The 15,129-nt window shown below is 65.5% G+C and carries 14 protein-coding genes and 1 pseudogene; 5 read left to right on the top strand and 10 right to left on the bottom strand.

The window, feature by feature from the left end:
• Both ON38_RS26440 and ON38_RS26435 read right to left on the bottom strand, forming a co-directional pair.
• The coding region (locus ON38_RS26440) for an AAA family ATPase (protein ID WP_039827737.1) at positions 1-1,683 on the bottom strand (1,683 nt) is incomplete at its 3' end.
• Between the two features lie 331 nt (positions 1,684-2,014).
• Positions 2,015-2,683, bottom strand: coding sequence for a TetR/AcrR family transcriptional regulator (locus ON38_RS26435; protein ID WP_174372463.1), 669 nt, complete (start codon positions 2,681-2,683; stop codon positions 2,015-2,017).
• 138 nt (positions 2,684-2,821) lie between these two features.
• Here ON38_RS26435 and ON38_RS26430 point away from each other — a divergent pair, with 138 nt between their 5' ends.
• Complete coding sequence (locus ON38_RS26430) at positions 2,822-3,622, top strand: SDR family NAD(P)-dependent oxidoreductase (protein WP_039827736.1); 801 nt, start codon at positions 2,822-2,824, stop codon at positions 3,620-3,622.
• A gap of 183 nt (positions 3,623-3,805) precedes the next feature.
• Here ON38_RS26430 and ON38_RS37650 read toward each other — a convergent pair whose 3' ends face one another.
• Positions 3,806-4,138, bottom strand: a complete 333-nt coding sequence (locus tag ON38_RS37650; protein ID WP_245564216.1) for a helix-turn-helix transcriptional regulator — start codon at positions 4,136-4,138, stop codon at positions 3,806-3,808.
• A 167-nt stretch (positions 4,139-4,305) separates the two neighbouring features.
• On the opposite strand from ON38_RS37650, the gene ON38_RS26420 reads away from it, so the two are divergent.
• Entirely contained in the window at positions 4,306-4,551 is a 246-nt protein-coding gene (locus tag ON38_RS26420; RefSeq protein ID WP_218000839.1) for a hypothetical protein, read from the top strand.
• Between the two features lie 255 nt (positions 4,552-4,806).
• Here ON38_RS26420 and ON38_RS26415 read toward each other — a convergent pair whose 3' ends face one another.
• Positions 4,807-5,673, bottom strand: a complete 867-nt coding sequence (locus ON38_RS26415) for a class II glutamine amidotransferase (protein ID WP_039827734.1) — start codon at positions 5,671-5,673, stop codon at positions 4,807-4,809.
• A gap of 1,114 nt (positions 5,674-6,787) precedes the next feature.
• Entirely contained in the window at positions 6,788-7,369 is a 582-nt protein-coding gene (locus tag ON38_RS26410) for a hypothetical protein (protein WP_039827733.1), read from the bottom strand.
• A gap of 389 nt (positions 7,370-7,758) precedes the next feature.
• Here ON38_RS26410 and ON38_RS26405 point away from each other — a divergent pair, with 389 nt between their 5' ends.
• The gene (locus tag ON38_RS26405) at positions 7,759-8,400 is read left to right on the top strand and encodes a class I SAM-dependent DNA methyltransferase (RefSeq protein ID WP_039827738.1); all 642 of its coding nucleotides are present in this window, start codon (positions 7,759-7,761) and stop codon (positions 8,398-8,400) included.
• 436 nt (positions 8,401-8,836) lie between these two features.
• Here ON38_RS26405 and ON38_RS37960 read toward each other — a convergent pair whose 3' ends face one another.
• Both ON38_RS37960 and ON38_RS36325 read right to left on the bottom strand, forming a co-directional pair.
• Complete coding sequence (locus ON38_RS37960) at positions 8,837-8,965, bottom strand: hypothetical protein (protein ID WP_281004633.1); 129 nt, start codon at positions 8,963-8,965, stop codon at positions 8,837-8,839.
• A gap of 296 nt (positions 8,966-9,261) precedes the next feature.
• Entirely contained in the window at positions 9,262-9,405 is a 144-nt protein-coding gene (locus ON38_RS36325) for a hypothetical protein (protein ID WP_157181912.1), read from the bottom strand.
• Between the two features lie 741 nt (positions 9,406-10,146).
• On the opposite strand from ON38_RS36325, the gene ON38_RS36880 reads away from it, so the two are divergent.
• The gene (locus ON38_RS36880) at positions 10,147-10,995 is read left to right on the top strand and encodes a hypothetical protein (RefSeq protein WP_157181911.1); all 849 of its coding nucleotides are present in this window, start codon (positions 10,147-10,149) and stop codon (positions 10,993-10,995) included.
• Between the two features lie 264 nt (positions 10,996-11,259).
• Here the strand turns inward: ON38_RS36880 and ON38_RS26395 are convergent, their stop codons facing one another.
• Positions 11,260-11,520 carry a hypothetical protein gene (locus ON38_RS26395; RefSeq protein WP_039827731.1) on the bottom strand — a complete coding sequence of 87 codons (261 nt, stop codon included), beginning with the start codon at positions 11,518-11,520 and terminating at the stop codon, positions 11,260-11,262.
• Positions 11,517-12,431 (bottom strand): anthrax toxin lethal factor-related metalloendopeptidase, encoded by a 915-nt coding sequence (locus ON38_RS36315; protein WP_157181910.1) that lies wholly within the window; start codon positions 12,429-12,431, stop codon positions 11,517-11,519. Before ON38_RS36315 ends, ON38_RS26395 begins: the two co-directional genes overlap by 4 nt.
• Before the next feature lie 399 nt (positions 12,432-12,830).
• On the opposite strand from ON38_RS36315, the pseudogene ON38_RS26385 reads away from it, so the two are divergent.
• A pseudogene (locus ON38_RS26385) lies at positions 12,831-14,140 on the top strand (IS701 family transposase).
• 9 nt (positions 14,141-14,149) lie between these two features.
• On the opposite strand, the gene ON38_RS26380 reads toward ON38_RS26385, so the two are convergent.
• Complete coding sequence (locus ON38_RS26380) at positions 14,150-14,872, bottom strand: haloacid dehalogenase type II (RefSeq protein WP_039827729.1); 723 nt, start codon at positions 14,870-14,872, stop codon at positions 14,150-14,152.
• Between the last annotated feature and the right edge of the window lie 257 nt (positions 14,873-15,129).

Below are 15,129 nucleotides of genomic sequence, written 5' to 3'. Positions count from 1 at the left end.
GCAGGCGGCCAGATCGAAGGCACCGACCTGGAGCGCGGCGCTACCGAGGAACCGGTCGACCTCGGGGTCGTGCCCGGTGGCCGAGATCAGTTCTCCCAGGTACCCGAGAACGGTCATACCGCATTCGACCGGCGCGACATAAGCGGTGATCGCGACCCGGCGCGGATCGGCCCGAGCCACCGGCAGCCCATTCACGACATCGAGCAGGGAACGCCGCACCTCGGGTCCTGGTTCGGACCAGAAGCACCGCATGGCCGCGCCCCACAGGATGCGCAGCGCCGCGTCGTCATGACCGTCGGCCGCGACCCGCGCCGCCAGCGCCGCCAATTCACCGATGCGGGAAGGGTCTTCGCGCACCCCGTCGTCGAATCCGCTGAGCAACCGGTGCGCCGTGGCGTCCTGGGACGGAGTCAGATCGAGGGTGCGGGCGGTGCGCACCAGGCGTTCGGCGGTATCTCTACTCCCGGAACCCACCGCCAGTTCGGCGGCCCGCAGCAGCCGGTCCGCGCGGTGCCCGGCGGAGCCGACGACAGCGGCCCGTTCCAGTGCCGCCGCCGCGGCGCCCCGGTGCCGAGCGCGATCCGCGACCTCTTCCAGCTCTCGGGCCACCTCCTCGTCGTGGCCCGCCACGCCCGCCGCGCGCTGCCAGGCGCGGCGGTCCGGGGCATCCCGCAGGATCTCGGCGAGCGCCCGGTGTGCGCGCCCGCGCTCTTCGGCCGTGGCGCCGACGGTGAGCGCGGCCCGGACCAGCGGATGCCGAAAGACCACCGCGCCGGAAACCAGGTCGACCAGTCGCGCCTCCACCGCCGGGGCCAGGACATCAGGCGCGAGGTCGCGGCCCAGCAGGAGCGCCGACGCGGCCAGGATCTCGGTGAGTGCATCACCGTCGTCGAGCGCCGCGACGAGCAACGCTGTCGCGGTCGGCATGGGCAGGGCCTGCGCCCTGGCAGCGAAGGCGCGGCGCAGACGGTCGGTCATCGGCAGGGTCGCGGGGAGCTCACCGAGGTCGGTCACCGACGTCGCCAGTTCGGTCAGCGCCAGGGGATTGCCGCCCGCTTCGGCGAGCACCCGTTCGCGTACCGGCGGGGACAGCTGCGGCGCGGTCACGCTGAGCAGGGCGGACGCGTATGCGTCGGACAGCGCGGTGAGCCGCATCGGGGCCAGCCCGGCGTCGGCGAGCGGGGAAGAGACACCGTCGCGTACGGTCGCCAGCACGGTGATCGGTTCGGTGTGGATGCGACGGGCGAGGAACGCGAGAACCTCGGCGCTGGCGGAGTCCAGCCAGTGCACATCCTCGGCGACGACGAGCAGTGCCTGCTCGGCGGCGGCATCGGACAGCAGGGTGAGCGCGGCCAATCCGACCAGGTGGACGCTCGGCTCGTCCTCGACGTCGGACAGGCCGAAAGCGCTCGCGAGCGCGGCGTATTGGCGGGCGGGCAGTTCCGCGAACCCGGCGCGCAGCGGATACAACAGCCGGTGCAGCCCGCCATAGCCGAAGTGCTGTTCGGCTTCGGTACCCGCGGTGCGCAGCACCCGCACCGAAGCCGCCGCGACGGTCTCCTCGACCAGCGCCGACTTTCCGATCCCGGGTTCGCCCTCGATCAGCACACCGGTGCGGCCCCGCGGGTCGAAGAGGAGCGCCTCCAGATCCTTGCGCTCGGTATCTCGTCCGAACAGCGACATCGCGGGTCCTCCTGTTCCGGTCCACGCCCGGCGGACCCGTCCGCGACCCTACTCGAGTGACAGGAAGCCGACAGGGCGGCGCCCTCACCCGAATCAGTGGCCGCCGGTACATGACCTGGTGACGTCCGAGCCGATGCGCGCCCGGCGTGGCGCACGGTGCGACTCGGGTCTCCGGACGAACAGTTGTTTTCCTGGGGCTGGCGTGGCCTGGCACCCCACGCACCGGCGCCGGGACCTTGTTCGGCCACACCGCCGAGCGGGGTCCCGGCGCCGGAAGGGCGGCCGCACCGCCCGGCGACGAACTCTTCGACCATGATGAGAAACTCTCCCCTCACCCGGCTCGATGCCGGCGGACCGGATGATGCCCGTCCTGGCCGCCACAGCCGGACTCGGGTTTTCGATCGGGCGCGACCGGAGACACGATGACCACATCGAGCAGGTCTTGTAAGCGACGGGCCAGCTCGGCCGGGTCGGCCCGCACCAGCGCGGTGCTGCCGATCATCTTGCGCATCAACCAGAAGCCGGCGATGAGTGAATGAGCCAGCATCGCCCGTTCATCGGCGTCCGGCCCCTCGAGCAGATCACGTAGATACCGGCCCGCGTGCCTTTCGATGCCGGCTCGGACGATCTCCGCGGCCCTCGGATTGGACGCGGAGCGAAGCATGAGCAGGAACGGGTCCAGATGCTCCGACTCCGGCGAGGTCCGTTCCACCAGGCGGGCGGCAACGTCCGCGGAGAGGGTATCGAGGTCGTCGGACAGCACCGTACGCGGCGCGAACGCAGTGTCGACCGCTTCGGCGAACAGCTGCTCTTTCGAACCGAAATAGCGATTGACCAACATCGCCGTCACACCCGCCGCCTGCGCGATCTCACGGACGCCGACGCCGTCGTACCCGTGTTTCGTGAAGGCGACCACTGCCGATCGGAGGATCGCCTCCCGAGTAGCGGCGGCGTTACGCGGTCGCTTACGTGGTACGCCACCGGCGGCTTCCTGGCTCATGGGAACAACCTACCGCAGATATATACAGCTGTAGACTTCCTTCGGGAAATAAGTCTACAGTCGTATACATCGGCCAACTCGGGCCCTTCGAGCATCTGCACCCGTCTGTACCCACTCGGAATCGAAACTGGAGAAAAAATGGAACTGAACCTCGACGGAAAGCGCGCCTTGGTGACCGGCTCGAGCGCCGGACTCGGCGAGGCCACGGCAAAACTTCTGGCCGCGGAGGGGGCGACTGTGATCGTGCACGGCCGCGACCGGACCCGGACCCACCGCGTCGCCCAAGCCATTCGCGAGTCCGGCGGCGTCGCATCGGTGGTGCTCGGCGATCTCACCGCCGACGCCGAAGCGGACAGAGTCGCGGAAGCCGCACTCGCCGACGGCCCGGTCGACATCCTGGTCAACAACGCGGGCTTCTACCGCCACGTGTCGTGGACCGACGCGACAGCGGACGAGTGGGCGTCGACCTATAACGCCAACGTCATTTCGGGCGTGCGAATGATTCAACGCCTGGTGCCGCAGATGCGCGAACGCAACTGGGGTCGAGTGGTGACGATCGGGGGCGGACTCGCGTCACAACCGATGAACACCCACCCTCAGTACAACGCGACCCTGGCGGCCCGGCACAACCTCGCGGTCTCGCTTGCCCGCGAACTGAAGGACACTCGGGTCACCTCCAACGTGGTCTCGCCCGGAGCGATACTGGTGGATGCCACGAAGGAGTTGGTCACCGGTATCGGCCCCGCTCGTGGATGGGGGGACACGTGGGAAGAGATCGAACCCAACGCCGTCAACTCGCTCATCCCCAACGATCGCGGACGCTTCGGCAGGGCCGACGAGATCGCTGCGGCCGTCGCGTACCTGTGCAGCGATTACGCCGAATACATCAGTGGCGCCACCATCCGGGTCGACGGTGGACTCATCAGGAGTGCGTTCTGAAACCGGCTCCCGTGTCCTGTGCGTGAAGGATCACGGGACACGGAGGGCCGGCGGCCATGGTCGACCCCGCCGGCCGCCGGACACTCACGGCTCGGAAACTCCTCTGTCTCTCGAGGTTTCCGTCCACTACCCAGGCCGGTATCTGCACTCGTGAGGTGAAGCCGAGTTTGGTGAGGATGTGCTCTACATGACCTTGGGCCGTACGTGAGAGATCACGAGTCTCGTGGCGATCTGCTTGTTACCGAGCCCCTGTGCGATCAGTTCCGCGACCTGCTGTTCGCGATCGGCCGGCTTCGCGGAAGCCTGTGCCGTCGGGCCGGCACCCTGTTCACCGAGTGCGAGGGCCACGGCCGCGTCCATGCCCATCGTCCGGCCACGCCGAAAAGCCGAATCGAACTTTTTGATTCCCAGCGTATTCCGCGTATCGCGCTCGCATTCCTCGTGGAACGGGGACATATTCGGAAAGACCGATGTGGCGCCGCTCGCGATCGGCCACAGGTTCTCAGCGGCACCCATCAAGCAGGAGATTCTATAGGCCATCATGGGTGGATGGATTCGGACGGCCTGGCAGCGATTGAACTTCCGAGGACGAGCGTGAGGTACTGCGCCGCGGGCTGGGCGCATGGGGCGGCCCAGCCCACTGCACCGAGGCGCTTGCAGTCGCGATGGGCTTCCGGAGTGTAGTGGACCTGCACGAGCAGGAACAACGATTGCGTTCGGCGTTGACCTCGAATAGGCCGCTGAGCGTGGCAGATTGGCGACGAACTCTGGTGGCGACCGAGTTCGCCTTCGCCAGCGATGTCTTCGGGTCCGGAGTGGAGTGGCCGACCACCACGGGGCTATCCGACGAGGAGAGCATTCGGATCCTTCGCCGGCTGCAGCGGAAACTCAACCGCGCGCTGGGTCGCGAGTTGTATGACCACTCTTGACCCGAAATCGGGTCAGGTAAGTTGCGACGCCCGTCGATGCCACCTCATGGTCTATCGGCCTGCCGTCGATCTTACCCGGACCGCGCTGGTTGGGCCGACCGCCGGTATTGACCGTCGCAGAGCTGGTATGCCTGGCCGTGGCCCAATCGCTGCTCGGGTTCACCTCCGACAGAGCCGAACCAGCCACCGATCGCGGCGAGAGCCGGCGGCTGCGTTGTCCCTGCCCCTGGCGGGCGGCCGACAGTCGAGGACGATTCACCGTCCCCTTTGCGAGGCGGCCGCCGTTGCATCGAGCTGTGCGAGGGTCAGAGGATGGCGTGGCGGGTCGTCCAAAATCGTCGTCACCTGGATGCGGTTTCGGCCGTCGACGTGCAGTAACTCCCCGGGCACCAACGATCGCCACCCGGGGTCCTCGTCCGTGCGTTCGCTGGCCACTACCACCGCGGGAAAACCCGCCAGCTCGGCGCTACGGGTACGGATTCCCGCTCGGCCCGCGTGATCGAGGTGGCGTCCGCCGTGCGGTCCGCCTGCCGCGCGCTCCAGCACGAACAGATCGTGGGTGTCCGGATAGCGCAGCGCCCACAAACCGGAGTCGGTGGTCAACACCAGATTGAGGGCATAGACGGGCACCCGGTTTGCGAGCCAGCGGACGGCATCTGCGATGCCCGCGGTGACGTCGCCGTCGTGCCGATCGGTGCGCTGTGTGATGAGCGCGAAGAACCGTTCGGAGTCGGTGTCGCCGTGCACGAGACCGCCATAGTCACCGAGTTCGGCATCCAGTTCGTCGAGGCCCTGCAGCACACCGTTGTGGGCGAACAGCCGGCCGTGTTGTTCGAAGGGATGGGTATTGCGTAGTTCCAGACCGCCGGTAGACGCGTAGCGGATATGCGCCACGAACGTCGCCGATACCCGTTCCCGGGCCTCACGGGCGAACTGCGCATCCTCGTACGCGGCGATCGGTTGTTTCTCCACCCGCGTGGACCCGTGCGTGGTGAAGGTGCCCAGGCCGACACCATCGGGCATGCGCCGACTCTGTTCCGACAGGCTGTCCGGCGCGTCCAGCAACCAGAATGTGGCCCGCACCCGCCGCGGTGCGGCCGACAATCCGAACAAACGACACATGGCACTCCCTGATCGGGCGTCGCACGAGTGTGGCAGGTCGCAGGTCAGCCTACGCCGCGTCGTGTATCCGGCACCGGTCGGGCATCGCCGGGAAAGCTACGCACCAGCCACCTTCATCTGTGATGTCCAGGGAGGTTGTGCCGGGTCTGCAGGGACTTGGCACGGATGTTGAAAGGTGAAGGCCTCCCGCTGTGAAGTGGAGACGTGGAGTAACCGCTTCGCCCAGTTGCCAGGACGGCCGACTGATACCCGACACAATATGAATCGGGCCTACGGGTCGTGTAGCGCCCACTCGATACTCCGGTGTATCGGGCTACCGCGGCCTCGTCGCGACTTCTTGGATGAGGCACAACAAAGCCCGAGCAGCGTCCGGCGTGAGCTCGGGCGGATCCTTCGGGACGATGACTTCGACTTTCCTCGAGTCCCTGCTGCCCTGGGGCAGGCGGGTGGTAGTCGACCGAGCGGTCTCGACCGGGCCAACGTTCTGCATGAGGCCACCTTCTGCTCGGCGTGGCAAGCGGGACGAATCCCAACGGCGGGCTCTCGACCGATATCCGCAGAGCCAGAAAGACTTCCGCGATACAACGAATACGATGCGCTACACCGCCCTGCCGGCTTCTCAGGATTCCCTCAGTGTAACCCGAATCGAACCCCCACAGGCCCCTACCTGCGGTTTTGCATTGATTCGACATAGCAGCGCTACTGGACCTCGTATATAACCGCAGGTAGAAGACCTAAGATGGTGCAGTGATTGTGTCCGGAGGGGGATCAGAACACTAAGTTTGCAGCAGGTGTGCACACATTCGGTGCGCATGCCGCGATAGTACACGTTCCAGCGGCTACTATTTTCCCGTTTTCGGCCCCGACCTGGCGTCGCGGCGGGCCGGTGAGTGTGCTCGCCCAGCGACTGCTACATGCAGTGCAGCCCCCGGACAGTGAATTTTCAAGATCCGCATCTTCACCATGGGGGAAGCACTGGACACAGCTGACCATGGAGGGAGAAGACAACTCGTAGGGTGACGCGTACAGGCTCCACAGCGCCTTCATTCGGCACCTTGCTATCGAGCAGCCAGCAGTTCAGCCACGAGAAAATGCTCAACGAACTGATGCCGGTTCACCGGGCCCGCTCGTAGTCCGGGCCGTCGCAACGTTCGAGCCACCACCATCCGCCCGTCAGCTCCATGGTGGGGCACACGGGAGTCCCGAACCCGTTGTATGGACCGGGTTCCGGCGGGCCGGCGAAGTGCCCGTAACCGTAGGTGTCTTCGAACAGTTCGGCGTAGTCGGCGACGTATCGAATCGGTGCTCCGTTGCTGTAGCCGAGAGTCGCGATCCGGCAGTTCGGTGCGACGGCACACAGATGACTCGGCAGCTCGACACCGTAGAGGTCACCTGCGCCGTGCTCGGGGACCTCTACGGTGGCCGCGGCGGCGAATGCCGGATGCTCCAGCCAGAACCGTGCCCACCCGCTGGTCTTTGTGTCGACGAACAAGAACAACGACCCGCCGACACTCACGAGCGCCAGCACCGCAGCGGCAACCGTCAATCCCCGGGAGCCGCCGCGGGCAACAGCCCAGACCGACAGCCAGGACACAATGGCCAAGATCAGATAACCGAAGGCGAACAGCGGCAGGTACAGCACCCAGATCCAGTGCAAGAAGAACTCGGCGTGCAGCGTCAGCACGATCGATGTCACGGCGGCTGCGGCGGACGCTCCCAGCGACAGAACCGGATGGGGCCTTTCACAAGACATCCCGGAAACCTAACCGCAGGATCCGCGGAATGAGTGTAAGAAATGTGCAGATTCCGTGAGCATGCCGGCATCGCCCGCTACCTGCCGCCCCGCTGTGACGTTCTCGGTCTGCCATCGTGTTACTGCCACCCCACGTCCATCTCACTGGTCGTTGCGATCCCCCGAACCCCCGTCCTCCAACAGTCGTGCAGCAGCGAGATTGCCGGTACCGGTGCCGGCCGGCCGAATGCACCCGCCCCCACCCGGCACCGTCGCCCAGCTGGCAGGCCGATGATCAGGTCTCTCTGCATCGGCCGTCCACGAGGTCGCGATCATGGAATATCGTGCGGGCCATGACCACGGATGACTGGTTGGCCCACACCCGAACCTCCTATGACACAGTCGCGGTCAGCTATGCCGACCAAGTGCGCGGCGCCCTCGCCAGACACCGGTACCTGCGCACGGCTCTCGCGTTGTTCGCCGACAGCGTGCAGGTCGCCGGCGGCGGGCCGGTCGCGGACGTCGGCTGCGGCCCCGGCGAGGTCACCGCCCACCTGCATGAGCTCGGCGTCGACGCCTTCGGTGTCGACCTCTCCCCCGGGATGATCGAGGTGGCCCGGCGCGACCACCCCGGCCTGCGGTTCGAGGTGGGCTCGATGACGGACCTGAACCTCCCCGTCGCTTCGGTGGCCGGCCTGCTCGCCTGGCAGTCGTTGATCCACATCCCCGACGACGAGGTGCCGACCGTGTTCGGGCACTTCCACCGAGCATTGCGTCCCGGCGGACCGCTGCAGCTGCTGTTCCACGTCGGCGACGAGTCGCAGTTGATGACGGAGGGCTATGGCGGTCACCCGATGCAGCTCCATGTCCACCGCCGTCGGCCTGACCAGGTGGCATCCTGGCTGCGCGATGCCGGATTCGTGGTCGAGGCGCAGATGCTGCTCGACCCGGACGCGGAAGCTCAGCAAGCGATCCTTTTCGCACGCAGTAACTGATCAGTTCAGAGCGAGACGGCGCAGGCGGATCCTCGAGCAGCGGAGCTTGGTGGATATCGGCGCGGCGTTCGGTATGGACCCGTAAACAGCGGTAGTACTACCGCAGCGAATCGGCCGCTGCTTTCGGCGGAGTCATTTCGCACCGGGCGTCGGCAATCCCGCGTCGCCGGAGATCGCGGCGTCATGGGGCAGCCTTCACTTCGCCGTGCATCACGGCCAGGCTGCCCCGACCGTTGTTCCGGTCGCAATTCGCCGAAAAACAACGGATATTGGGCCTTGGCCCAGATAAATGGGCAGCTTCGGTGGGGTCGTAGAACTCGCAGAACGGTGTGGTGCCTCGGAGGATGTTGCCGAGGTTCCACAGTGGGATCGGGGTTGTGCGGCCGCGGAGCCAGTCGAGGATGAACTCGGTGACCGTGCCCGGGTAGGTGCCCCACTAAATTTTGTCGATGTCGGTGAAGACCAGGGGCCAGTTGTCGGGGTCGGGGTTGCTGGCGTCCCACAGGCCGTAGGCGCCGCTGAAGGATGCGCCCCATTGGATGAGGGTGGCCGGATCGGTCGACACGCCGGGCGGGAGGTCGGTGGGTGGTTATTCGTCGCTGGCCAAGGGGTCGCGGGAGGCGAGGGTGACCTCGGCGAGGTCGAGGTAGGGCCCGGTGCTGGGTCGGTACAGTCGCAACACGTTGTAGAACCGGACGTCACCGTAGGCGCCAAGCAGGTCCTTGAAATCCTGCGGCAGGGCGGGGATCCGAGGCGCTGCTGCACGGGGTCCGAGTCGAAGTCGCGGCCGGCGCCCGGTGGTGGAGGTAGCAGGGTTGTCAGCTCGTCGAGTGCGCTCACGTCCGGTATCGCCTCCGCCGATCAGAAGTTCTGTACGTAGGTCGGGGGCAGGTTCCATCCCAGATCGCCCCAGGCCTGCAGCAGGTAGTAGTCGGGGATCACCTTGTCATCGATGTAGATCGGGATCTTCAGGTAGGTGACGTTCTGGGCGGGAACCCCCGGCACCGCGCCGGTAACGACCTAGCCGACGTGGCGCTCATAGACCCGCATCGCACCGGTGTTGGTCGCCCCCAGTTCCGGGGCCAAGAACTGCGGGACATCGCCGGGGGCGCCGTATCGGTTGGGCCACAGATGTCCACGCTGGTAGACCCCACCCGCCCCGGGGACCGGGATGCTGGCCGGTCCGGTGCCGGCGACCGCCGCGCTGGCACCCGTCGAGGTAGCCGTAGGAGCCGGTGGGACGGCCGAAGGTGTCCAAGGGTCCGGCGACCGCGCGGGTGGCGCCGGGCCCGACGTAGACCGCGGGCCCGCTGTTGGAGACCGCGCCGGCGCCGGTGAGATCGGGCAGCCGGTAGACCTGCCCGCCGCCGGCGGTCGAGGGCACCGGTATCGCTTTGGTCGCGTCCAGCAGCCGGGGTGCGGTGGCGAAGGCTCCTGCTGAGTCGGGGTCATTCCGGGCTGGCCGGCTGGGGTGTTCAATCCAGGTGCCTGCAGAGGCTGGGCCGGGGCCGCGCTGTAGGCGCTGCCCGGAGGGACACTCGGATTCGACACGACGGTGCTGGGCCGCACCGAACAGGTACTGGCTGACCGAGCACCGGCCTCACAGCGGGCGCACCCAGCCAGAAGACCAACCTCTACCAGGCCCTGCACCTGGACATGCGTTATCGGCCCCGGGATCACCTTGCGGTGGTCGGGGCCGATGCTGTGGTTAGCACTGGTGTCCGGAGGGGGATCAGAACACTGGGTTTGCAGCAGATGCACCGGGTTTCGGTGTACATGCAGCCAGAGTACACCAATGTTGTAGTTGTTCCTGGTCAGGTCATGAACTCCTCCACGCGGCCCACGGAACAGGCGTGCATCGGGTTTGTCCCGTCCGACCGCATCGAGCCGGTCCGAGACGAGTTGCCGAACTTCTTCGATCAGCGGGACGGGCCGGGCACGGTTACCCTTGGTGCCTTTGTCCTCCATGCCGCCCGGCGAGGGGGTTGTCTGACGACGCACTCGCCACGTCCAGGTGTCAGTGTCGATATCGCCGACACGGCAGCCGGACACCTCGCCGATTCTGGACGCCGTGCACGCAGCGAAGATCACCACGTCACCCCATCCGCGGTACCGATCTGCCGAACGCTGAACGAGCGCATCAGCAAGCGTTGTCAGGGCTGTCCAGTTCGGGAGCGCGAGGGCCCGCAGGTCGTCGAGTTCGTCCTCGATCTGCTGGTACAGCTTCTGCCAGCCACGCACCCGAGCCGGATTGGTCTCCCGAAGCCCGTCCCGTACTGCTTGTTCCATCACGCGCACCAGTACGGCAAGGCTGTTCTTCACCGACGATTTCCCGACGCCGTCGCCGATCCAGCTGACGACCACACGGTCTACCGCACCGTTGGTCAGCGTCGCGACCGACAGATGTCCCAAGCTCGGTACCACCCGCTTGCGCCAACCCGCGCTAGTTGGATCAGTGCTCTTCTTCTCCAGGCCCCGCAGCGCTACATATCCGGCCCGGTTTTCGGCGAATGCTACGGCGGCCCGAGGAACTGGCCTGTGGGGTCCATTGACGAGAAGAGTCGCGCTTGGTTCCGCGTCGGAAGGACCCTGTAGCTGGTGGTGACCCGGCCCTGCTGGGCGGTGCCGTGAACCGGCAGCGTCCACCAGTAGGTGCCGGTGTGTTTGTCCGGCATGGGCGCCCGCAGCCCGCAGCTCTTGAAGGGCCGCGAACCAGGTGCAGCGGCGCGCCGGGACCGCAGCCTGTCGTACATGAGCCATGCGAGGACGGGGCAAATACCATGCCCCATGAATGGGAAGTGGAAGTCCCGATAACCATCCGGGCAGACAACCGTCACACTACGGCCCGAACAGTCCCGGTCAGTCGTGGTCGTTGGGGGGCGGGTCGGGAAGCAGGGGAAGGTTCTCGTAGTCGATGGGGTGGTAATCGCCGGTGTCGTCGAAGGTTTGCGAGGTGTATTCCCAGCGTGTGATTTCTGCGTCCCAGTCCGCGTATGCCCGGTCTTCCGGGCTGATGGCAAACGAGCCCTCCGTCATCGCGCCGTCGGCTTCTCGGGCCGAGTAGCGCAAAAGGATACGCCCGTCGTCGAGGCGCCGGGCCAGAGGATGTTCCTCGCTCATGCTGTGATCCCTAACTCTGCTTCGAGGGCCTGAAAGTAGGTTGTCAGGTGACGGCCGGCGGCGACCGAGTTGAAGAACTTCGGTTGTTCGGTGTTGTCGAACCAGGAGAAGCCGCTACCGGGTTGTTCGGTGTTATAGAACCAAGCAACGCTCTCACCGAAGAGTTCCTGTTTCCCGGCGATGCCAGGCTGTGCATAGTAATCAACGGATACTGGGCTTGCCCGTTGGACGAGAGGAAGTACTCTGGCATGAACTTCGGTGAACGCTGGCGCCTGGCTCGGTCGGCCGAGAGCATGGTCGAGGGCATGACCGAATTCGTGTAGCGCGACGTTACTGCTTCCGGAGGACTTGTCGTGACCCACGAGCAGTGCCCGATGATTCGGGTCGTGTACACCCTGGACATCGTGCCAGGTCGAGCCGGCCGGCCAACCTCGTGGCGTACCACCGCGGGTTGCCGCAGACCATGCCGGATGGCCCAGGTCCAGCAGGCTTCTGTCACCGAGCCAGATTCCGCCGTGAGGTTGTCCTCTCATGTCGGCCGCGACGATGCGATGCAACTTCTCCGGTACCGATGCCAACGAATGAGCATAGGTGCGGGCCAGGGCAGAGCCGTCCGTGTGATATCGATCCCCGTATATGCCCCTCAGGAACTTGTCCGCCGCTATCGTCCCGGGCCATAGCGGATGAGGCTGCAGGCCCAAACCGGCGGGGCCGAGATATCCGGCAGCGCCCTCCACAGCTGCACTACCCTGCGCGTCAACAGTATGTATCGCGGGCACCGCAGCCCGAAGGCCGTCCGCGGCACGGCGGACGGGAGTCGCCCGCACTTCTGCAACGTTCTCCACGCAGCGGGCCAGCCCGTTGCGGAGATCTTTCCACGCCGATTTGATCCGCATGATCGACCACGCCATTTCCTGAAACTCTGGATTACTAGAAAAAGGCAGGAAGTCGCGGTTTGCCGACCTCATACAGCGAGCGCGGCTGAACAGTCGAGACGCACCCGGCGGTAGACGCCCACGAGATCAGCCTCTGATTTCTCACGAATAGAAATCCTCGGCTAATCCGAGCTGATATTCATCCGTAGGCATATGAGCTCCACTTACTCCTCTACTTAGCTGTCACACTTAAGCGTTAAAGGAACTGTGGATTTAAGGTGTTGCCGGCCTGATTCGCTGACCGATGGTCAGCGGGAAGGCGCCGTGATGACGACACTTGATGCCGTGGCGACGAAGAAGGCCGACGCCTAATACTCCAGCCGCACTTGGTTATGCTGTGGGGTAGTGCCTTTCGTCGTGTCGATCGATGAGGACCTGGCCGCGTGGGTGGCTGGGCTGGATGATCTGTTTGGCCTGGTTGCGGGTCGTTTCTATCGTGCGGAGCCGCGGTTGCGGACGCGGATGTATGTGCGGGGCCTGTTGGCTTCGTTGACGGGAAAGAATGGCTGGACGCTTGCCGAAGCGGCTGGGATCTGACTCCGGACGGAATGCAGCGGCTGTTGAACAAGGCGGCGTGGGACGCGAACGGGCTCCGTGATGACGTGTGCGCCTACGCGGTCGAACATCTCGGTGATCCCGATGGCGTACTGATCGTCGATGAAACCGGGTTCTTGAAGAAGGGTATGAAATCTGCTGGGGTGCAACGACAATACTCGGGAACAGCCGGCCGGATCGAAAACTGCCAGCTGGATGTTTTCTGCGCCTGCGCCACCAGCAAGGGCCCGCACCCTGATCGATCGGGAGTTGTATCTGCCGAAGTCGTGGACCGACGACCGTGACCGCCGCCGGGAGGCGAACGTCCCGATAGCGTGGAATTCGCCACCAAGGCCACCCTCGCCAAGAAGATGTCTCGCCCGAGCACTGGACGGCGGGGTCCCGGCCCGATGGGTGACCGCGGACGAGGCCTACGGCGGCGACTACAAGTTCCGGACGTGGCTCGAAACCCGCCACATCGGGTACGTGGTAGCGGTGCCACGCAGCCAGACCATCCCGGTCACCGCAGGCCGCACCCGCGCCGACTACCTCGTCGCGCAAGCACCGCCAGAGGCGTGGAAGCGTCTGAGCTGCGGTGACGGGGCGAAGGGGCCACGCATGTTCGACTGGGCGGTAGCGTCGCTGCCGGTCTACGAGTGGACCACCGATCCCGGCTGGAGCCGCTGGCTACTCGCACGACGTGCTCTGACACCGAACCGCAAAGGCGAACTCGAGATCGCCTACTACATGTGCTCCGCACCCACCGGCACCAGCGACGACGCCCTCATCCGGGTCGCCGGCACCCGCTGGGCGATCGAGGACTGCTTCCAGACCGCGAAAACCGAGATCGGCCTCGACCACTACCAAGTCCGCCGCTACGACGCCTGGTACCGCCACATCACCCTCGCCATGCTCGCCCACACCCACCTCGCCGTTACAGCAGCGATCTCCCCAAAAGCATTGGCGGCGAACTTATCTCGCTCACCCTCGGCGAAATCCGCCGTCTTCTGGCACACGTGATCGCCCACCGCACCGACCACACTGCCATCTGGCAGTGGTCAACCTGGCGGCGCCGGCACCAATACCGGGCCAGAAAAGCCCACTACCAGCGCAGACACCGATTACATAACCAAGTGCGGCTGGAGTACTAGGCGTCTGGTTCATCCAGCCTTCGCTGCACGCGCGGCAGCCGCGAACCCTTCCATGGTCGGGAATTCGAGGTCGTAGGTGTACTCGTCGGAAGGCTCGGGGGTCGCGCCCCAGCCCGGACGGTCGTAGCGACGATTGATCCACACCGAGGGCAGACCATGGCGCTTGGCGGGCACGTGATCGTGGAAGAGGCTCTGGGCCACATGCAGAAGGCGTTCGCGGGGCACGCCCAGTTCTTCGAGGGCATCGTCGAGGGCTTCGAAATGGTTCGGTGCGGGTTTGTAAGCCTTGACATCCTCCGCGGTGATGATCTTGTCGAAATCGACCCCTAGACGTGCATTGCTACCGACGAAGCCCTTGCGATGCACATTGGACAGGATGATCAGCTTGTAATCCTTCGCCAGCGAAGCGAGTGCCTCGGCCGAGTCGGGGAAGGCCGGCCAGTCGGGGACCGACGCGCCGAGCTCGGACGCCCATTCGTCGGTCACCTCCTTGCCCAGCTTCTCGCCGGTTCGGCGGAATGCCTTGGCCAGGATCGCCGAGTAGAGCGCGTCGGGGGTGTCGCGTTCGGCCTGCGCCTCGTTCTCCGCGTACGCCAAGAGCAAGTCCTCGTCGGTCAGCATCAGCCCGACTTCCTTCGCCCACGGGGCGAGGACAGCGGCAATGCCGGCTTCCCAGTCGATCAAGGTGCCGTAGCAGTCGAAGCTCAGGGCGTCATAGTCGGCCAGATTCATGGAAGTTCTCCTTGACATGGTGTTGTCGCAGTGTGTTCGCGGTCGATGGACGTGGGGCACCGGCCACTCGGCAGGACTCGCCTACCGAGACCCAACCAACCAGATCGGTATAACGGTTATACAGTACTACAACGCATGAGCGATTGGCCACAACCTCCGCGATTCACCACAGGTTCTGGGCATCGGCCGGTTCAGCCGTCGGATGGTTCGGGCGCGAGCGCATCGCGCACAGACGCTCGGATGTCCCCGACTCACGG

The sequence above is a fragment of the Nocardia testacea NBRC 100365 genome, assembly GCF_000308775.1.
Classification (GTDB): Bacteria; Actinomycetota; Actinomycetes; order Mycobacteriales; family Mycobacteriaceae; genus Nocardia; species Nocardia testacea.
This window is presented reverse-complemented; position numbering and strand designations above follow the sequence as displayed.